A 19,418-nucleotide genomic window follows, 5' to 3' on the forward strand; every position below is an offset into this window, starting at 1 on the left:
AAGGACAGGACCTTGGGGAGGGCAACGTGGCGCATACCGCCATGTCTGGTAACGGAACGACCGCTGGTGACGATCCCCTCCAGACCGCGGTATGGCGGCTGCGCTCGCGCGCCTGCTGGGCCGACGCGGCGGCACTGCTCCAGCCCGACGGCGCGGACGCCTCGCTGCAGCGGGCCGCGCTGCTGGTCGAGCGGTGTCTGTACACCGAGCAGGGCTGGCAGGACGCCGAGGACGCGCTGCGTACGGCCGAGGCGCTGGCCCACACCGACGAGGAGCGGGGCGCGGCCGCTTGTGAACGCGGGCAGCTTGCGTACGCGGCCACGTTGCACGGAGTGCGCGACCGGGCCGACGAGGCGCGGGCCGCGCTGGGGCGGGCGGCGGCGCTGATCGCTCCGGGGGCGGCGGGGCGGCCGTTGCTGGACTTCCGGCGGGGGCTGCTCGCCGAGAACCTCGCGCGTTCGCCGCAGGCCGCGCGGGCGGCGTATCGGCGGGCGCATGCGGGGGCCACGGCGCACTCCGATCCACTGCTGCTGTCGTTCACGTGGCGCCACCTTGCCGGACTCGCGCTGCGGGAAGGGGAGTTGGCCGAGGCGCGGCACGGGTTCGCCGAATCGCTGCGGATCCGGGAGGAGTTGGGGTACCTGGTGGGGACGGCGCCGGCGCTGGCGTCGTTGGCCGATGCGGAGGCCGAGCCGGAGGCTTCTCGGCTTCGGGAGGAGGCTGGGCGGCTGTTCCGGTTGCTGGGTGGTGTGCCCACGTGGCTGGCACGGCAGTTGGCTCCGCCGGCGGCGGGGGCGGCGACGGCCTAGCCGGCACCCTCCAGGGGGCTGAGCCCCCTGGACCCCCGTATCGGCCTGAACGGCCTCGTCCTCAAACGCCGGACCGGCTGAAAGAGTTCACGCCCCCGCGAAGTGCTCCCCCACCAACGCCCGCACCACGTCCAGGTCCCGGGCGATCAGTGCGTCCAGCAGGGCCGTGTGCTCGGCCGCGTCTGCCAGCAGGTCGGCGTGGCCGCGCGTGGGTGGGGCTCCGACCAGGGGCCACTGGGCGCGGCGGTGGAGGTCGTCGGCGATCTGGGTCAGTTGTTCGTTGCCGGACAGGGCGAGCAGGGCGCGGTGGAAGGTGCGGTCCGACTCGGCGTAGGTCGCGCGGCAGCCGGAGGCCGCGGCGCGGGCGGTCGCCTCGGCGAGGGGGCGCAGGCCGGCCCAGCGGTCGGCGGAGACCGTGCGGGCCAGGCGCAGCATCACGGGGATCTCGATCAGCGCGCGGACCTCGGCCAGCTCGGCCAGCTCCCGGGCGCCCCGCTCGATGACCCGGAACCCGCGATTGGGGACGACCTCGACGGCACCCTCGAGCGCGAGCTGCTGCATCGCCTCGCGCACCGGCGTCGCGGAGACCCCGAACCGGTCCCCCAGCGCTGGCGCCGAGTACACCTCGCCCGGTGTCAGCTCGCCCGCGACCAGCGCGGTGCGCAGCGCGTCGAGGATCTGCCCGCGCACGGAGGCCCGCTGGACCAGGCGCGGCCGGGGCATCGGCTGCTCGCTGTGCGTGTGCTCGCCTCGGGCGGCACCCGGGGCGACGCCTCGCTCCCGGTCCACGTCCTGGGCCCTGGGCTGCGGCGGCACCCGAGGTGCCGCGCCGGCCCGGACCTGCTCGATTCCCGTCTCCGCGGAGCCCTGCGCGCTCTGCTTCACAGGTCCTCCCGAGGACGTGTCGGTACTTGGGGTCATTACGGCGGGTTGTTACTCGTCCGTCAGCACCATAGGCGCAGATGCCACCAGTTCAAATCCCATGGATCTTGGGTAAGGTTAGGCTTACCTTCAAAATCGTCATGCACCCGTCGTGGATCGGTGGTCTCCGCATGCCCGTGCCCCACTCGGCACTCACGGATGCCTACGCCCGTCTGACCGGGGTCTTCCCGGGGCTGGCCGTCATGGAAACAGACGCCGCCGAGCAGGTCCCGACGGGGGACGGATGGATCTCCGCCGCCTCGCTCGCGGAGGGCGGCGCGGACCTCGAGGCGTTTCTCGCATGGGACGACGCACAGGTACTGCGCGACTACGGACTGCGGGCACGGCCGGACGTCGTGGCGAGCTTCGGACTGCACCGGTACGCCTGGCCCGCCTGCCTGTTGATCACCGTGCCGTGGTTCCTGAACCGCCGGGTGCCCCGCCTCCCCGTCACCCACGTCTCGTACGACCGCACCGCCCCCGGCCTCTCCATAGGCCGCATGGCCGTGCGCCCGGCCGGCTTCGCCTGCCTGCCCGGCGATCCGGCCGCCGCACTGCCCGGCGCCCGCGTGATCGCCGACGAGGAGGCGCTGCGGGCGGAGGTGCGGGCCGCGGTCGCCGAGCATCTCGAACCCGTCCTCGCCGGGTTCGGGCCGCGCATGCGGCGGCGCGGGCGGGCCCTGTGGGGCATGGCGACCGACGAGGTCGTGGAGGGTCTCTGGTACATCGCCCATCTGCTCGGCGAGGAACGGCGCGCCATGCGCGAGCTGGAGGCGCTGCTGCCGGGGGCCACCAAGCCGTACGCCGGATCCGCGGCCTTCCGGGAACTGACCGGACCCGACGGGGAGTCACTGCCCACCCGGGACCGGGCGAGCTGCTGCATGTTCTACACAGTGCGCCCCGAGGACACCTGCGCCACCTGCCCGCGCACCTGCGACGCGGACCGGGTCACCAAGCTGCTGGCCGCAGCCGCGAGTTGAGGCACCCTCAGACACCCCCGGCCACGTCGGCCGACGGCCGTCCCGCTAGGATCACCGGCGAACGAGACGCCCGCCCGGTTACAGACACTTCACAATTTCCTCACTTGGCGCAGGAACTTTCCGTGGAACCACCCGTACGGGTAGTCTTATTCGAACTCAACTCCCGCCCCTCAAGCGGCAGTTCGAGCAGAAAGCCGCCTTGGGCATCCCCTTGCACTTCCTTGGCGGCCTCTTGCCCCGAAACCCCCTGAGGGCCGGTGGGATTGGGCCACTATGGCGGGCGTTACGCCCTATCCCAATGCAAGGGACCCCAGATGAGATTGACCGACATATCGCTGAACTGGCTGCTTCCGGGCGCCGTACTGCTCCTGGGCATGCTGGCGGCGGTAGCGGTGCTCGCGCGCAGCAAGCGGTCGGGGGAGCACGCGAAGACGGACGACACGTGGGAGCGCAGCGAGGAGCGCCGCAGGCGCAAGGAGGCCATATACGGCACCGCCTCCTATGTCCTCCTGTTCTGCTGTGCGGCGGTGGCCGCCGCGCTCTCCTTCCACGGTCTGGTCGGCTTCGGGCAGCAGAACCTCGGCCTCACCAACGGCTGGGAATACCTGGTGCCGTTCGGCCTGGACGGTGCGGCCATGTTCTGCTCCGTGCTCGCGGTGCGCGAGGCCAGCCACGGTGACGCGGCCCTCGGCTCCCGGATACTGGTGTGGACGTTCGCGGGTGCCGCGGCCTGGTTCAACTGGGTGCACGCGCCCAGGGGCATGGGCCACGACGGCGCTCCGCAGTTCTTCTCGGGTATGTCCCTGTCGGCGGCCGTGCTGTTCGACCGCGCACTGAAGCAGACCCGCCGGGCCGCGCTGCGCGAGCAGGGTCTGGTGCCGCGTCCGCTGCCGCAGATCCGTATCGTCCGCTGGCTGCGGGCCCCGCGTGAGACGTACAAGGCCTGGTCGCTGATGCTGCTGGAGAACGTGCGCAGCCTGGACGAGGCGGTCGACGAGGTGCGCGAGGACCAGCGGCAGAAGGAGCAGAACCGGCTGCGCCGACGCGAGCACGACCGCCTGGAGCGCGCCCAGCTCAAGGCCATCAGCCGGGGCCACCGCGGGTTCATCGGCCGTGGCGGCGGACGTCAGCCGGAGCCCCAGGCCCTGGAGCGGGCCTCGGCCTCGGTCACCGCGGAGCCTGCCATATCGGCCCCGGAACCGCTGCCCGTGCGCTCTCGCCCGTCCCTGCAGCCCGTCCGCAAGAGTGGTACTGACCCGCTCACGGTCGACCTCACCGCGGAGGACGACACGATGGCCCTGCCGCGCCTCGACTCCCTGGAGCGCAAGCTCAAGGACCTGGAGCAGCAGTTCGGCTAGGAACAGCAGCATCGGGAAGGGGGCGTGACCTTCGGGTCACGCCCCCTTCCCGTGTTATGCGACTCCGGCGTCGAGTTCGAACCACACCACCTTCCCCACCCCGTGCGCCCGTACCCCCCACGCGTCCGCGAGGGACTGCACCAGGACCAGGCCTCTGCCGTGCGTACCGTCGTCGGCGTTCGGTACGCGCAGTCGCGGCCTGCGGGCCACGAAGTCCCTTACCTCCACCCGCAGTCCACGGGGTCCGACGGTGGCCGTCAGGACCGCGTCGTGGTCGGTGTGGATGAGTGCGTTGGTGACGAGTTCGCTGGTGAGCAGCTCCGCTATGTCGGACCGGCCGGGCCTGCCCCACTGCCGTAGCAGCTCGCGCAGCGCCCTGCGTGCCTCGGGCACCGCCTTCAGATCCGCCCGTCCGAGCCTCTGCCGTAACTGGGACGGCTGCTTCCCTTCCGTGCCTCCGTCGGCCGTTTCCTCCGCTGTCTTCGCCGAGAAGGCCCCGATCGCCATGGGACCGCCCCCTCGCGCCTGCCTCTTCATGACCCCCGCCCGCGTGCCGATGTCGGTCCCCTCCTTGTCGAACACGTTCACGGGATCCATGCCCCACAGGACCCGCGCCAGTCATGTCGAATCGTCAACGACCAGGTGTTCGGCCACGGGTGCGGAGGTTCCGGCCGGGTAGATGACCCCCTGGGACATGACACCCGAGCGCCGAGGGAGCCGCCGTGCACGACGACCGAACGCTGGTGGAGGCGCGACTCGAGCGCGCCATGGGGCAGTTCGTACGGCCCGCCCAGTACGCGGAGCGTGTGCCACTGGTCCTGTCCGTGTGGCATGTGCCCGGCGAACCGGTGCCGGTGGACCGGGCACTCGCCGCCGAATACGAGACCTTCACAACCGGAACGGTCTGGGGAAAGCCCTGGTCGACGAGTTGGTTCCGCTTGTCGGGCCGGGTGCCCGAGGAGTGGGCGGGCCGCCGCGTCGAGGCGGTGATCGACCCCGGATTCACCGGCGACGGCCCCGGTTTCCAGGCGGAGGGCCTGCTCTACGACGCAGCAGGCGTGCCCCTGAAGGGCATTCACCCGCGCAACCGTCACCTCACCGTCGGCGCCCCGGCGAGCGGAGGCGAACCGGTGCATCTGCTCCTGGAGGCGGCGGCCAATCCGGCCGTGCTGCACGGCTTCGAACCCACGCATCTGGGCGACGTCCTGACCGCCGGGGATCGGCCCGTCTACCGATTCCGCTCTGCCGACCTCGCCGTACTCGACGAAGCCGTGTGGCAGTTGGTCCTGGACGTGGAGGTGTTGTCGGAGCTGATGCACGAGCTGCCCATGGACCGGCCCCGGCGGCACGAGATCCTGCGGGCGCTGGAGGACATGCTCGACGCGCTCGACCTGCACGACGTGTCCGGGACGGCGCAGGCGGCCCGCGCCGCCCTGACGGACGTCCTGTCCCGGCCGGCCTCGGCGAGCGCGCACCGGATCTCCGCGACCGGGCACGCCCACATCGACTCGGCCTGGCTGTGGCCGCTGCGCGAGACCGTCCGCAAGGCCTCGCGCACCTTCGCCAACGTCACGGCGCTCGCCGCCGACTACCCGGAGCTGGTGTTCTCCTGCTCGCAGGCCCAGCAGTACGCCTGGGTGAAGGAGCACCAGCCGCACATCTGGGAGCGGATCAAGAAGGCAGTGCGGGACGGCAATTGGGCGCCCGTGGGTTCGATGTGGGTGGAGTCGGACGCCAACATGCCCGGCGGTGAGGCACTCGCCCGGCAGATCGTGCACGGCAAGCGGTTCTTCGCCGAGGAGCTGGGCGTGGAGACGGAGGAGATCTGGCTGCCGGACTCCTTCGGCTACACCGCCGCCTTCCCGCAGCTCGCGAAACTGGCCGGAATCCGCTGGTTCCTCACCCAGAAACTCAGCTGGAACCAGTCCAACAAGATGCCTCACCACACCTTCTGGTGGGAGGGCATCGACGGCACCCGCGTCTTCACCCACTTCCCGCCCGTCGACACCTACAACTCCCAGTTCCACGGCCGCGAACTCGCCCACGCGGAACGCAACTTCGCCGACAAGGGGCGGGCCACTCGGTCGTTGGTGCCCTTCGGCTGGGGTGACGGCGGCGGCGGTCCGACCCGCGAAATGCTGGAGAAGGCCCGGCGGTTGCGCTCCCTGGAGGGCTCACCGCGGGTCGAGATCGAGAAGCCGTCCGCCTTCTTCGCGGCCGCCGAGGAGGAGTACGGGCCTCATGCGCCGGCGTGGTCGGGCGAGATGTACCTGGAGCTGCACCGGGCGACGTACACCACACAGGCCAAGACCAAGCAGGGCAACCGGCGGTCCGAACACGCCCTGCGCGAGGCCGAGTTGTGGTGCGCGACAGCGTCGGTGCGCAATCCGTCGTACGCCTGTCCCCACGACGCCCTGGACCGGCTGTGGAAGACGGTGCTGCTGCACCAGTTCCACGACATCCTGCCCGGGTCGTCGATCGCCTGGGTGCACCGGGAGGCGCGGGACACGTACGCGCGGGTGCTGGCCGAGGTGGAGGAGATCACGGCGGGGGCGGTCGCGGCTCTCGGGACGGACGGACCGGCGGTGTTCAACGCCTCGCCGTACGAGCGGACGGAGGTCGTCGGGGACGGGCTGGTGACGGTGCCGGGGCTGGGCAGCGCTCCGGTCCCGGACACCGCGGACGAGGCCGTACGGGCGGAACGGGACGGCGACACCCACGTGTTGGAGAACTCCCGGCTGCGGGTGACCGTGGACGCGCGGGGTCTGCTCTCCTCCGTCCGCGACCTGGCCGCCGACCGCGAGGTCCTGTGCGGCCCCGGCAATCTCCTCCAGCTGCACCCCGACCATCCCAACGCCTGGGACGCCTGGGACATCGACCGGCACTACCGGCGCCGGCACACGGACCTCACGGACGTCGAATCGGTCGAGCTCGTGGAGGACGGGCCGCTGCGGGCGGTGGTGCGGGTGACGCGGACGTTCGGGAAGTCGCGGATCACTCAGGAACTCCGGCTGGCGGCCGGTGCCCGGCGCGTCGACATCGTCACGGACGTCGACTGGCAGGAGTCCGAGAAGGTGCTGAAGGCCGCCTTCCCGATCGACGTGCACGCCGAACGGTCCACGGCGGAGATCCAGTTCGGGCACGTCCACCGCCCGACGCACACCAACACGTCCTGGGACGCGGCCCGTTTCGAGATCTGCGCGCACCGCTGGCTCAGGATCGCGGAGGAGGGTTACGGCGTGGCGGTCCTCAACGACTCCACGTACGGCCACGACGTGACCCGCACCCCGTCCGAGGGCGGCCTCGGCACGACCGTACGCCTGACGCTGCTGCGCGCCCCGCACAGCCCCGACCCCGAAACGGACCTGGGCACGCACCGCTTCACCTACGCACTGCTGCCGGGCGCGGACGTCGGGCACGCGGTCGCGGAGGGGCTCGCGCTGAACCTGCCGCTGCGGGTGGCCGGGGCGCCGGTGGTGGAGCCACTGGTGCGGGTCGACCATCCCGGAGTGACCGTCGAGTCGGTCAAGCTGGCCGAGGACCGCAGCGGGGATGTGGTGGTACGGCTGTACGAGTCCCGGGGCGGGCGGGCGCGGGCCACGCTGACGCCCGGGTTCCCGGTCGGCCGCGCCGAGGTGACGGACCTGCTGGAACGGCCGCTGCACGAAAGCGACTTGAGCCCCTTGGCCTTCGAGCTGCGGCCGTTCCAGATCCTCACGGTGCGGTTGCGGCCGGCGTAGCGCCCCGCCCGCTCCCCCGGGCTACTTCCCGCCGATGCCCTTCTCCCCGATGTGGAAGATCTTGTGGGTGTCGCGGGTCATGTCGACGATCAGCTTGGTGCTGGTGTCGCGGCTCCAGGTGAGGGTGACGACGGCCTCCGTGTAGTCGGCGGTGCCGTTGTCGGTGACCTTCCAGGCGAGCGGGACGTTCTGGGCGCGCAGGACGCCGTCGGCGTGCTCCTTGTCCTCCCAGGCGTTCAGCTCCTTCTGGAAGTCGGCGGTGAGGTAGTGGCTGCGCAGGGCGTCCCGGAGGTCGCCGCTGCCCTCGTCGTTCACGGCGTCGATGTAGGTGCCGTAGAAGTCGGCGATGCGGGTGATGTTGTCGGACGGCTTGCCGCTGACGCTGCGCGGTGTGCCGGCGGAGGCCTGGGCGGTGGTGCCGAGGCCGAGGCCGAGGGCGAGGACACCGGCGGTCAGGACGGTGCGGGTCTTGCGGTTCATCTGAGTTCCCCGTTTTCGGTACGTGCTCGTGGTCGTCGATGGTCGGTCGCGGGCCGCCCTCCCGACCCCCGTGGCGGGAGGGCGGCCCTGGTCATGCGGTCAGTGGAGCTTGTTCACGGCCGTCGTGGTCGTCTTCCTGAAGGCCTTGACGGGCGCGTCCTTGAAGCCGCCCATCCGGCCCCAGTCGACGACGGTCACGGTCCTGCCGTCCCGTCCGACCGACAGGAGGCGGATGTCGGTCGCGCCCCAGGAGGTCTCGGTGTGCAGGCCGTAGACGTGGGCGCCCTCCTCGACGGGCAGCGTGCCGTAGTCCTTGAGCGTGGCCTCGGTCTCCGGGTCGGCCTTCTCGATCCGTGCCGCGCAGGACCTGATGTCCTGGTTCAGCCGCGCGAACCGGCCCTTCGCCGCGCTGACGCTGTTCAGTTCGACGCCGACCTGCCGGGCGCCCGCGTCGAGGTCGGTCCGGAAGTCGCGGTACCAGGAGTCCTGGCCGCCGCCCAGCGCCATGCCCAGACAGCGGTCCTGTTCCACTTCCTCCGGCACCCCGGCGGTGACCTTGCCGGCCGTCCAGGACGAGGTCGGGTGCGGCGGCAGGTCGCCGGCCGAGAGGAAGCCGGGCGCCTTCGGGGCTGCGGCGGCCGGTCCGGCGAGTGCCGCCGAGACGGCCAGGGCCGTGACGGCGAGTGCGGTGAGCGCGCCTGCTCTGGTGCGCTTGGGCATGGATGTCCCCCGTGAATGAGTGCATGGGTGTCGGATGTCGCCGCGACGCCGGTCGGTCGGTCCTGGTCGGTGCGACACCAAGAGCATCGGCCGTCCCGGGAGCCCGGCGCAACGGCTGACGCCCGATCGGCGACGGTGGAACCATCCCAGCCCATCTGACGTGCAGGTATATGGAGTGCCTGGGATACCGGATGCGGCGGACGACGGAGGAACGGTGGAGACACGGGACGACGTCGAGGAGTTCGCGGCCCTGCTGCGAAGACTGAAGGACCGTACGGACCGGAGCTACGGCTCGCTGGCCCGGCGCCTGAACATGAACACCTCGACGCTCCACCGTTACTGCGCGGGCGAAGCCGTACCGCAGGACTTCGCGCCCGTGGAGCGACTCGCGGCCTTCTGCTCGGCGACACCGGAGGAACGCCTCGAACTGCACCGGCTGTGGCTGCTCGCGGTGGCGGCACGGCAGCGGGTGCGAGCGGCGGCTTCGGCGGGCGGTCCGCCGGCTGCCGCGGAGGAGACGCGAGAGGCACAGGAGACGGGTGAGCCCGAGCCCACCCTGGCCGCCGAGCCCACCCCGGCTCCCGCCTCCACTTCCGCCTCCACCTCCTCCCCCGCTCCCGCGCCCCGCCCTTGGTACCGCCGCCGGCGGGTGCTGGCGTCCACCGGCGTCGCCTGCGCGCTGCTCGCCACCCTGGGCAGCCTCTCCGCCCTGTCGACCGACCGCTCCTCGGACGCCGCGGCCGACCCGCACTCGTCCGCCGGCCCGCGTACGACCGCTCCCACGGCACCCCACGGCTCGTCGAAGACGAAGCCGTCCGCGAGTTCCTCCCCCAGCGCCGCCGGCCACGGCTCGTCCTCACCCGGCGCCAACAAGGCCCCGGCCTCGTCCGCGCCGGGCACGGGCCCCACCGCCGCCGGGAAGCCGGCCACCGGCCTGCCCCTGACCTGGCACGCGGACTCCCAGGTCTGGCAGGGCGGCTGCGGCCACGACTACGTCATCGACAAGACGCCCGCGCAGGTCCCCCCGCCGCCCGTGCAGCAGGACGCCGGGAGTTGGGCGGCGACGCAGGGCGCGGTGCACGGACGCCAGACGATGGTGCAGATCTCGGTGCAGGGGCGGTCGTCCACGGCCGTGGTCCTGGAGGCGCTTCGCGTTCGTATCGTCAGCCGCGGCAATCCCGCCTCCGGCAGCGCGTACGCCATGGACCAGGGCTGCGGCGGTGAGCTCACCCCCCGCAGTTTCACCGTGAACCTCGATGCCGACCGCCCCATCGCCCGCCCCAAGGACGGCGCCGACAGCGAACACACCATCCCGGCCGTGCACTTCCCGTACCGCGTCTCCGCCGAGGATCCGGAGGTTCTGCTGGTCGACGCGACAACGCTGGCCCACGACGCCCGCTGGTACCTCGAACTCGACTGGTCCTCCCAGGGCCGCAGTGGCACGGTCCGCATCGACGACCACGGCCGCCCGTTCCGCACGAGCAGCATCAAGGGCCTGCCGCGCTACTGGTACGGCACGAACGGCTCCGGCGAGCGGCAGTGGGTCCCGTACGGCGACTAGGGTCTCTCGGCTCTAAGGGCGAGGCACGTTGCGGATGTTGGAGCGGGCCATCTGGAGCATCCGGCCGACCCCGCCGTCCAGCACGATCTTCGAGGCGGACAGGGCGAAGCCGGTCACCATCTCGGCGCTGATCTTCGGCGGGATGGACAGGGCGTTGGGGTCGGTGACGATGTCGACGAGAGCCGGGCCCTTGTGCTTGAAGGCAGCCTTCAGGGCACCGGCGAGGTCCTTGGGCTTCTCGACGCGCACGCCGTGGGCACCGCAGGCGCGGGCGACGGCGGCGAAGTCGGGGTTCTTGTTGGCGGTGCCGTAGGACGGCAGGCCCGCGACCAGCATCTCCAACTCGACCATGCCGAGGGAGGAGTTGTTGAAGAGGACGACCTTCACCGGGAGGTCGTGCTGCACCAGGGTCAGGAAGTCGCCCATCAGCATGGAGAACCCGCCGTCCCCCGACATCGACACGACCTGACGGCCGCGGTCGGTGAACTGGGCGCCGATCGCCATCGGCAGCGCGTTCGCCATCGAGCCGTGGGAGAAGGAACCGATGACGCGACGGCGGCCGTTGGGCGAGATGTAGCGCGCCGCCCAGACGTTGCACATCCCGGTGTCGACGGTGAACACCGCGTCCTCGTCGGCGAGTTCGTCGAGCACGGACGCCACGTACTCGGGGTGGATGGGGACGTGCTTCTCCACCTTGCGGGTGTAGGCCTTCACCACCCCCTCCAGCGCGTCCGCGTGCTTCTTGAGCATCCGGTCGAGGAAGCGCCGGTTCTCCTTGGGCTTCACCCGCGGGATCAGACAGCGCAGCGTCTCCCGTACGTCGCCCCACACGGCCAGGTCGAGCCGGGAGCGGCGGCCCAAACGCTCGGGCCTGACGTCGACTTGGGCGATCTTGACGTCGTCCGGGAGGAACGCGTTGTACGGGAAGTCGGTGCCGAGCAGGATCAACAGGTCGCATTCGTGGGTGGCTTCGTAGGCGGCGCCATAGCCGAGCAGCCCGCTCATGCCGACGTCGTACGGGTTGTCGTACTGAATCCACTCCTTGCCCCGCAGCGCGTGCCCGACCGGTGACTTGATCTTCCCGGCGAACTCCATGACCTCGGCGTGCGCGCCCGCCGTGCCGCTGCCGCAGAACAGGGTGACCTTGTCGGCCCGGTCGATCATCTCGACGAGCCGGTCGATCTCGGTGTCGCCGGGGCGGACGGTGGGCCGGGAGGTGACGAGGGCGGTCTCGGCGGCCTTGTCGGGGGCGGGCTGGTCGGCGATGTCGCCGGGGAGGGAGACGACGCTGACGCCGGACTGCCCGACGGCGTGCTGGATGGCGGTCTGCAGCAGCCGCGGCATCTGCTTCGGGTTGGAGATGAGTTCGCTGTAGTGACTGCACTCGCGGAACAGCTGGTCGGGGTGGGTCTCCTGGAAGTAGCCGAGGCCGATCTCGCTGGACGGGATCTGGGAGGCGAGGGCGAGCACGGGGGCCATGGAGCGGTGGGCGTCGTACAGGCCGTTGATGAGGTGGAGGTTGCCGGGCCCGCAGGAGCCGGCGCAGGCGGCCAGCTTCCCGGTGATCTGCGCCTCCGCACCGGCCGCGAACGCGGCCGTCTCCTCGTGGCGGACGTGCACCCAGTCGATGGCGGCGTTGCGGCGTACGGCGTCCACGACCGGGTTGAGGCTGTCGCCGACGACTCCGTAGAGGCGCTTGACTCCGGCGCGGACGAGGATGTCGACGAACTGTTCGGCGACGTTCTGCTTGGCCATGGCGCACTCATGCCCTTCGGTCTCCGCGGATCCCTGTGGGTCCATGAATTCACAGCCCCGGCCCTCACGCCTCCCAAACGGCGGCGGCCGTACGGTCGTCCGCGTAGCCCTTGACCCTGACCTGGGTGTCGGCGAGGAACGAGGCGAGGCCGGGCGGGGTGGCCCCGGACCACCGGGTGGTCAGGTACCGGCACAGGTCGGGTTCGCCGCGCAGCGGCTCCGCGAGGCCGCCGGTGCACATCAGGAGCGTGTCACCCGGGCGGGCCACGGAGGCACGGAACCGGAAGGGTTCGCGGGGCGGCTCGGGGGCGGGGTCGTACGGGCTGGGCGGGGTCGTGATGCCGAGGTCCATGGTGAGGCGGTCGCCCTCCGGCGTCTCGGCGGGCAGCGAGCCGAAGCCGACGACCGCTTCGCCGGTGACATCGGTGACGCGCGGCTCGATGTCCTGCCAGTCGCCGTCGCGCAGCCGGAACAGTCCGCCGGCGCCCACACCGAAGAAGACGCGGGTACGGCACTCCGGGTCGGCGGGCAGGAGCAGGCAGCGCAGGGTGGCGGAGTACTCCTCCGGTTCGATGCCCTGCTCGGCGGCGCCGGCGCGGAGTTTGCCGAGGCTGCGGTCGGTGAGGCGGTGCAGGCCCGACTTGAGGTCGCCGCGCCGGGCGGCCCTTATGTCCTCCGCGAGCCGTGCGTGACTGCGGCCGACGGCACGGCCGATCCAGTGGCAGGCCTCGGCGGCCGCCCGGTGCGCACCCGGCGTGGCGCGGGCGCCGGTGGCCATCGCCACCAGGATCAGCGCCTGTTCGCCGGTGCCGAAGCGGGCGGTGAGGAGGGAGTCGCGGCGCGGTTCACCCCGGTACCGCGCGGAGTCCCCGCGCAGGGAGACCGCCCTCATCGTCCAGGTCCCGTACTTCGCGCCGTCCAGCACGGTGTCCGCGACCAGGTCGTCGAGGTCGTCGGGGTCGGCGGGCGGGAGTGCGGTGGGTTCGGCGTCGTAGGTGGGCGGGCCCGAGCCGACGTAGTCGACCGGGGCCGGGGGGAGGGTGGGGAGGTCGAGGTGGGTGGCGGTACGGGTGGCGTGCGGGGCGCGCGCGGGGTCCTGGGCGGGGTCGGCCTCGGTGGGCTGCGGGGCGGGGGTGTCCGGGGTCGGCGTCGGGGGGGCGGCGGTGGGGGCCGGCGCCGACGCGGTGGCGTTCTCCTGCGGCACCGGCGCCGCATCGGCGGCACGATGGCGGCCCGTGGTGTGCGGGGCCGGGGCGGCGGCTTCTTCGACGGCAGCGGTCCGGGCGCCGTCCTGGCCGGGATCCGCATCCGCCCTGCCGCCGGGGCCGGCCGACGCCGGTGTGGCCGGCGGCGCAGGTGAGTCGGAGGGCATCCGCGAGGCGGCGACCGTCGTGGCGGGGTTCTCCCTGGATGTACGGCCGCCGGCCGGGGAAGCGAGGATCGCCGGGCCGTCGGGCGTGCCCGGCGGGGGTTCCCAGCGCGCCCGCTGCTGGGCGAACCCGGCGCGCGGCGGTGCCTGCGTCGCCTCGGCGTCCCCGGGGCGCTGCGCGGGAACTCCCGCCCCCGCGGCGACCCCCTCGTCCACCGCCTCCGCCCCGGCATCCGACTCGCCGTCCATGGCTCCCGCCACGGATGCGAACCGGTCGTCCAGGGTGTCGGGCGCGGGTGTCGGGCCCGTGTCCTCGGTCGACTCGTCGTACAGCTGACCCCACCAGTCGTCCTCGTGACCGGTGGGACTTCCCCCCTGCTGGCTCATGCCCCTAATTGTCCACCGCAAGGGCCGTATGAAAACGGGGCATCGGGAAAAACCGGCGCGGCACTGCGCGTCGAACGGCGCGTCGAGTGAGTCCTCGAACGGCGGTGCGCAAGAAGTCACCGGCCGAGGCTGCGCGAAAGCCGCCGGACGGTTCCACCCCCCACGGGAGAACCGCCCGGCGACGTCGGAGTGATCCGGGCCCGGATCCCCTCGTACCGCCGGGTGCGTCGACGGCACGACTCGGTCCCGGATCACGTTCTGGGTGACCGAAATCAGGCCCACTCCGGTCGGACCGGCCCTGAGTTTGACGCATCTTCCTGGAGATCGGCTGTGATTTCCCGGTTGGTTTCCTGCCCAGGCAGGTGCCGGTCCGACAGGGCTGTGGCGACACCTTGGCAGAGTGCCGGGTGGTACGGCGATGATGTGCCGAGGCGGGTTTGTGCCGTGGCTCCACGGGGCGGAGCCGCATATCAATACAGCCCGCCACCGCGCACCCCGCGGGGTCTTCGGGGAGGGGCGGCGGGAGGCGCTGCCGCTGCGGCTCGGCGCGTCCGGCGTCACCGAGCAGGGCCCGGACGGTCCCGACGGCACGGACCTGGAGATCCTGTCCCTGCTGCTGGCCGGCCTGACGGACGCGAGCGTCGCCAAACAGCTCGACCTGGGCCTGCGGACCGTGCAGCGCCGGGTGAAGCGGCTGATGGAACTGACCGGGGTGACGACCCGGCTGCAGCTGGGCCGGCATGCGTACGAGCGGGGCTGGGTGACCCGGGACCGAGCCGGATGATCACTCACTGACCTGCGCCTTCTCTCCTTCTCCTGCACTCTGGACAGATGGGAGTGTGGGACCTCCTGCTGGTCGGACTGGTCCTCCTGCTCGGCCTGTGCGGAGTTCTGGTGCCCGGGGTGCCGGGGTCGTGGCTCGTGTGGGCCGCGGTCCTGTGGTGGGCGCTGAAGGATCCGCAGCCCGTGTCCTGGTGGGTCCTGGTGGGCACGACCGTCGCGCTGTTCCTCTCCCAGGTGGTGCGCTGGGCGCTGCCGCCCAGACGGCTGCGCGAGAGCGGCGCGACCCCTCGCATGGCGGTGTACGCGGGGGCGGGCGCGTTCCTGGGCTTCGTCCTGATCCCCGTGCTCGGCGCGATCCCCGGCTTCATCGGCGGCATCTACCTCTACGAACGCCTGCGCCTGGGCCGGCACGGCGAGGCGATGGCGGCTCTGCGCACCGTGATGCGCTCGGGCGGCTCCAGCGTGCTGGCGGAGCTGTTCACCTGTCTGCTGATCGCCGGGGCATGGCTCGGCGCGGTCATCTGGGGCTGACGCGGCGGACGTAGGCCCGCGGCACTAGGCCGAGGAGACGATGTGCGCGGTGGACAGGCGTGTTTGGCTGACTGCCATGACCGCATTCAGCGAGGCCGAGCGCGCGTACCTGAAGTCGCAGCGGCTGGGACGGCTGGCCACCGTCGACCCGCAGGGCCAGCCGCAGGCCAACCCGGTCGGCTTCTTCCCGCAGGACGACGGCACGATCCTGATCGGCGGCTACGCGATGGGCCGCACCAAGAAGTGGCGCAACCTCCAGCAGAACCCCAGGGTCGCCCTGGTCGTCGACGACATCGCGAGCCTGCACCCGTGGAAGGTGCGCGGCGTCGACATCCGCGGCGAGGCCGAACTCCTCACTGGTCCGCACGAGTTGGGCCCGCACTTCAGCGAGGAGCTGATCCGCGTCCACCCGCGGCGGATCCACAGCTGGGGGCTGGAGGATTAGGGCCCTTCTGATGGATCTCCGTGGAAGAAGGAGCGGCGTTCGGTGCGTGCGCTCGGCGTGCGGCGCGAAGGGTCATGTGGCGGAGCCACCTGGCCCTTCGCACCGTGCGGCTGGGGGTCCCCCCACGCCCTTGAGGCAGTGGGGGAGTGCGTGCCGGGCGCCGCGACGCCGCGGAGATCCATCAGAAGGGCCCTAGGGACTCGTCGGGCGGTTTCAGACCTGGAGCACGCCTTCGAGGGTGAGCAGCCGCACCTTGCGCTCCAGGCCCCCCGCATACCCGGTCATCGAGCCGTCCGCACCGATCACCCGATGGCACGGCCGGACGATCAGCAGCGGGTTGGCCCCGATCGCACCCCCGACGGCCCGCACGGCGGCCCGCGACGCCCCGATCCGAGCGGCGATCTCGCCGTACGTCGTGGTGGCCCCGTAGGGAACCGTGTCCAGGGCGTCCCAGACCTTCTCCCGGAACTCACTCCCCTGCGTACTGAACTCCAGCCGGAATCCCTTGAGTTCACCGGCGAAGTAGGCGGCGAGCTGTTCCTCGGCCGCCCGGAAGAGGCCGGCGTCATGGAGCCAACCCTCCTGAACCGTGCGGCCGTTCTTCTGCCCGGGTACGGAGAGCGAGGTCAGCGCGCCGTCCGCGTCGGCGGTGAGGAGGAGCGGGCCGACGGGGCTGTCGACGTGGGTCCAGCGGGTGGTCATCGGAGATCATCCAACTCTCCTGCTGCGCGCAGGTGTTGCAGGGCGTAGGAGCGCCAGGGGCGCCAGCTGTCGGGTACGTCCAGGTCGGGCGGGGCGACGTCGGGGTCGCCGAGGGCCCGGGTACGGACCGCGGCGACCGTGCCGGCGTCCATGCCGGGCAGGGCGAGCAGCCCGGCCGCGGCGTCGTCGCGGTCGGCGCCCGGATCCAGGCGTACGGCGCCGTCGGCGAGGGCGGCGGTGAGCGCGCCCAGGGTGCCGTGCGGTTCGGCCTCCGCGAGGACGGCGGGCTCGGGGAACAGGTGGGTGAGACTGCCGCAGGGCGCGTCGAGCGCCTTGCCGTACCTCCGCACCAGCCGCTCGGCCTCCGCCCGCCCGGCCACCGCTCGCACCGCCAGCTCGTCCGGATCGGCGGTGCCGGGCGACCGCAGCCCCGGCCGGGCGGCGACCAGCGGCGCGAGCCGTTCGTCACCGCCGAGCCGCTCGTCGACGGCGTAGGGGTCGGCGTCGAGATCGAAGAGTCGCCGCAGCCGCCCCACGGCGGTGGTCAGGTCGCGGGGGTCGGTGAGGTGCAGCCGGGCGTCCAGCCAGCCGCCGGGATGGGCGCCGCCCGCGGACTTCGGGCTGCCGGCGCGCTCGTCGACGGCGACGATGCCGGTGCCGTGCGGGAGGCGCAGAGTACGGCGGTACGTGCGCCGCCCGCGCGCCCCGCTCACCTCCTCCACGCCGGGCACGGCCTCCTCCGCCAGTAGGTCGAAGACGGCACCCGCCTGGTACGGCCCCCGGTACGCGAGCCGCAGCGGGATCCCGGCGGCCGGGGTGGCCGCCCGCCGGGGAGCCCGGTCCCCCTTGGGTGCGGCGGCCCGCAGCTCGCTCGGCGTCGACGCGTACACGTCCCGGATCGTGTCGTTGAACTGCCGCACACTGGCGAATCCGGACGCGAACGCGATCTCCGTGATCGGCAGTTCCGTCGTCTGCACCAGCACGCGCGCGGTGTGCGCACGCTGGGCCCGGGCGAGGGCGACCGGCCCGGCACCGAGCTCGCCGGTGAGTTGCCGCTGCACCTGCCGGGCGCTGTAGCCGAGCCGCGTGGCGAGCCCGGCGACGCCCTCCCGGTCGACGACCCCGTCGCCGATCAGCCGCATGGCCCGCCCCACGACATCCGCGCGCACGTTCCAGTCGGCCGACCCCGGCACCGCGTCCGGCCGGCACCGCCGGCAGGCCCGGAAACCCGAGCCCTGCGCGGCGGCGGCCGTGGCGAAGAACCGGACGTTGCGCCGCTTGGGCGTCACCGCCGGGCAACTGGGCCGGCAGTAGATCCCGGTCGTCTCGACGGCGAAGAAGAACTCCCCGTCGAACCGGCCGTCCCGACTCCGCACGGCTTCGTACCTGCTGTCTTCGTCCATCACACGGTCCAGTCTCCGCCGGGAAGGGAGGCAGAGCTAGCGGAAATCGGACGGGGAGCTGAACCGCCGGTCCAGCAATTTCAGCCCGTCTGGGGGCACCCCCTCCGGGGGAGTTTGAGGACGAGGCCGTTCAGGCCGACAGCGGGGGCCTGGGGGCGGCAGCCCCCGGGCACGGCACCGAAACCATCGGCGCCCTCCGCACCGCCGGCACTCTCAGCGCCGCCCCCGCTTCACCTCCATCGCCGCCCTCCCCTCGGCACCACGCCGCTTCCACTCCCGCCGAAGCTCCGCACGGACCCGCGCATCGGTCTTCGCCACGATGCGCTGGTTCTCACGGATGAGCTTCCGGTAGCTGTCCAACCGGCGCTCCGCCAGCTCGCCGGAGGCAATCGCGGCAAGCACCGCGCACCCCGGCTCCGCCTCGTGCGCGCAGTCGTGGAACCGGCACCGCTCGGCCAGCTCCTCGATCTCGGAGAAGACCTGTCCGACCCCGGTCTCGGCGTCCCAGAGGCCGACGCCCCTGAGCCCCGGGGTGTCGATCAGTACGCCCCCGCCCGGCAGCGCGAGGAGGTTGCGCGTGGTCGTCGTATGACGACCCTTGCCGTCGACGTCCCGCGCGGCCTGTACCTCCATCACGTCGGCGCCGAGGAGCGCGTTCGCGAGGGTCGACTTGCCCGCGCCGGACTGGCCGAGGAGCACCGACGTACCGCCACGGACGAGGGCGACGAGCATGTCGAGCCCGTCCCCGTCGAGGGCGCTGAGGGGTACGACGGAGACTCCCGGCGCGGACAGCTCGACGTCCTGGACGAGGTGCGCGCGCGTCACCGGGTCCGGGACCAGGTCGGCCTTGGTGAGCACGACCAGCGGCTGTGCGCCCGACTCCCAGGCCAGGGCCAGGAAGCGTTCGATGCGGCCGAGGTCGAGTTCGAGGGCGAGCGACACGGTGACGATCGCGTGGTCGACGTTGGCGGCGAGGATCTGCCCCTCGGACCGCTTGGAGGAGGTGGAGCGCACGAAGGCGGTACGGCGCGGCAGATACGTCCGTACGTAGCGGGGGTGGCCGCCGGGTTCGACGGCGACCCAGTCGCCGGTGCACACGACCCGCATCGGGTCGTTCGGGGTGACGAACGCGGTGTCGGCCCGTACGAGCCCGTCGGCGGTGACCACGTCGCACTGACCGCGGTCGACACGGATCACCCGCCCGGGCAGCAGCCCCTCGGGCTCGTAGGGGGCGAACTCGTCCGCCCATGCGTCGTCCCAGCCGTAGGGAGCGAGCGCGGAGAAAGCAGAAGAAGCAGAGGAAGCGGAACTGAAAGCAGCAGAGCTGGAAGTCAAGACAGACCCTTCACAGGGCGGCCCCGGCGAGGTGTGAGGTCGTCAGCCGGCGGCCACGGAGGTGGACTTGATGAACTGGATGCGGGCAGCGCTCGTCGCAAAGACAGCCATCGGTCGACACCTCCTCGTCCATGCTCGC

General features: G+C 72.1%; 16 protein-coding genes and 1 pseudogene. 8 read left to right on the forward strand and 9 right to left on the reverse strand.

The features are described from left to right. The first annotated feature begins 26 nt into the window (after positions 1 to 26). Positions 27 to 809, forward strand: a complete 783-nt coding sequence (locus OG303_RS12825) for a hypothetical protein (protein WP_405867961.1) — start codon at positions 27 to 29, stop codon at positions 807 to 809. Positions 810 to 896: 87 nt separating this feature from the next. Here OG303_RS12825 and OG303_RS12830 read toward each other — a convergent pair whose 3' ends face one another. Next, positions 897 to 1,694 (reverse strand): GntR family transcriptional regulator, encoded by a 798-nt coding sequence (locus OG303_RS12830; protein ID WP_405867963.1) that lies wholly within the window; start codon positions 1,692 to 1,694, stop codon positions 897 to 899. 167 nt (positions 1,695 to 1,861) lie between these two features. Between OG303_RS12830 and OG303_RS12835 the strand changes: the two genes are divergently transcribed. Together OG303_RS12835 and OG303_RS12840 are read left to right on the forward strand one after the other, a co-directional pair. Then, on the forward strand, positions 1,862 to 2,710 hold the full coding sequence (locus OG303_RS12835; RefSeq protein WP_405867965.1) for a (2Fe-2S)-binding protein: 849 nt from the start codon (positions 1,862 to 1,864) through the stop codon (positions 2,708 to 2,710). A gap of 314 nt (positions 2,711 to 3,024) precedes the next feature. Then, positions 3,025 to 4,068 (forward strand): DUF2637 domain-containing protein, encoded by a 1,044-nt coding sequence (locus tag OG303_RS12840; protein WP_405867967.1) that lies wholly within the window; start codon positions 3,025 to 3,027, stop codon positions 4,066 to 4,068. Positions 4,069 to 4,122: 54 nt separating this feature from the next. Here the strand turns inward: OG303_RS12840 and OG303_RS12845 are convergent, their stop codons facing one another. Next, positions 4,123 to 4,575: an ATP-binding protein gene (locus tag OG303_RS12845; RefSeq protein ID WP_405877229.1), complete on the reverse strand. Its 453-nt coding sequence runs from the start codon at positions 4,573 to 4,575 to the stop codon at positions 4,123 to 4,125. 215 nt (positions 4,576 to 4,790) lie between these two features. On the opposite strand from OG303_RS12845, the gene OG303_RS12850 reads away from it, so the two are divergent. After that, on the forward strand, positions 4,791 to 7,808 hold the full coding sequence (locus OG303_RS12850) for an alpha-mannosidase (protein WP_405867969.1): 3,018 nt from the start codon (positions 4,791 to 4,793) through the stop codon (positions 7,806 to 7,808). Between the two features lie 21 nt (positions 7,809 to 7,829). Here the strand turns inward: OG303_RS12850 and OG303_RS12855 are convergent, their stop codons facing one another. Then, positions 7,830 to 8,288, reverse strand: coding sequence for a hypothetical protein (locus OG303_RS12855; protein ID WP_405867971.1), 459 nt, complete (start codon positions 8,286 to 8,288; stop codon positions 7,830 to 7,832). Between the two features lie 99 nt (positions 8,289 to 8,387). Further along, positions 8,388 to 9,008, reverse strand: a complete 621-nt coding sequence (locus OG303_RS12860; protein ID WP_405867973.1) for a hypothetical protein — start codon at positions 9,006 to 9,008, stop codon at positions 8,388 to 8,390. 214 nt (positions 9,009 to 9,222) lie between these two features. Between OG303_RS12860 and OG303_RS12865 the strand changes: the two genes are divergently transcribed. Further along, a complete protein-coding gene (locus OG303_RS12865; protein WP_405867975.1) occupies positions 9,223 to 10,569 on the forward strand; it encodes a helix-turn-helix domain-containing protein in 1,347 nt (448 codons plus the stop codon). Between the two features lie 12 nt (positions 10,570 to 10,581). Here the strand turns inward: OG303_RS12865 and OG303_RS12870 are convergent, their stop codons facing one another. Next, positions 10,582 to 12,324, reverse strand: coding sequence for a pyruvate dehydrogenase (locus tag OG303_RS12870; protein ID WP_405867977.1), 1,743 nt, complete (start codon positions 12,322 to 12,324; stop codon positions 10,582 to 10,584). Between the two features lie 64 nt (positions 12,325 to 12,388). After that, on the reverse strand, positions 12,389 to 14,080 hold the full coding sequence (locus OG303_RS12875) for a protein phosphatase 2C domain-containing protein (protein WP_405867979.1): 1,692 nt from the start codon (positions 14,078 to 14,080) through the stop codon (positions 12,389 to 12,391). A gap of 520 nt (positions 14,081 to 14,600) precedes the next feature. Here OG303_RS12875 and OG303_RS12880 point away from each other — a divergent pair. The 3 genes and pseudogenes from OG303_RS12880 to OG303_RS12890 all read left to right on the forward strand — a co-directional run. Beyond that, a pseudogene (locus OG303_RS12880) lies at positions 14,601 to 14,864 on the forward strand (helix-turn-helix transcriptional regulator); the annotation flags it as partial. A 47-nt stretch (positions 14,865 to 14,911) separates the two neighbouring features. Beyond that, positions 14,912 to 15,394: a DUF456 domain-containing protein gene (locus OG303_RS12885; protein ID WP_405867981.1), complete on the forward strand. Its 483-nt coding sequence runs from the start codon at positions 14,912 to 14,914 to the stop codon at positions 15,392 to 15,394. Between the two features lie 76 nt (positions 15,395 to 15,470). Continuing rightward, entirely contained in the window at positions 15,471 to 15,839 is a 369-nt protein-coding gene (locus OG303_RS12890) for a PPOX class F420-dependent oxidoreductase (protein ID WP_405867983.1), read from the forward strand. Between the two features lie 213 nt (positions 15,840 to 16,052). Here OG303_RS12890 and OG303_RS12895 read toward each other — a convergent pair whose 3' ends face one another. The 3 genes from OG303_RS12895 to rsgA all read right to left on the reverse strand — a co-directional run bounded on the left by OG303_RS12895 (position 16,053) and on the right by rsgA (position 19,279). Further along, positions 16,053 to 16,541 (reverse strand): methylated-DNA--[protein]-cysteine S-methyltransferase, encoded by a 489-nt coding sequence (locus OG303_RS12895; RefSeq protein ID WP_405867985.1) that lies wholly within the window; start codon positions 16,539 to 16,541, stop codon positions 16,053 to 16,055. Then, on the reverse strand, positions 16,538 to 17,944 hold the full coding sequence (locus OG303_RS12900; RefSeq protein ID WP_405877231.1) for a DNA-3-methyladenine glycosylase 2 family protein: 1,407 nt from the start codon (positions 17,942 to 17,944) through the stop codon (positions 16,538 to 16,540). Before OG303_RS12900 ends, OG303_RS12895 begins: the two co-directional genes overlap by 4 nt. A gap of 213 nt (positions 17,945 to 18,157) precedes the next feature. Next, on the reverse strand, positions 18,158 to 19,279 hold the full coding sequence (gene rsgA, locus OG303_RS12905) for a ribosome small subunit-dependent GTPase A (protein WP_405867987.1): 1,122 nt from the start codon (positions 19,277 to 19,279) through the stop codon (positions 18,158 to 18,160). Between the last annotated feature and the right edge of the window lie 139 nt (positions 19,280 to 19,418).

This window comes from Streptomyces sp. NBC_00005, from assembly GCF_045160215.1.
Lineage (GTDB): Bacteria > Actinomycetota > Actinomycetes > Streptomycetales > Streptomycetaceae > Streptomyces.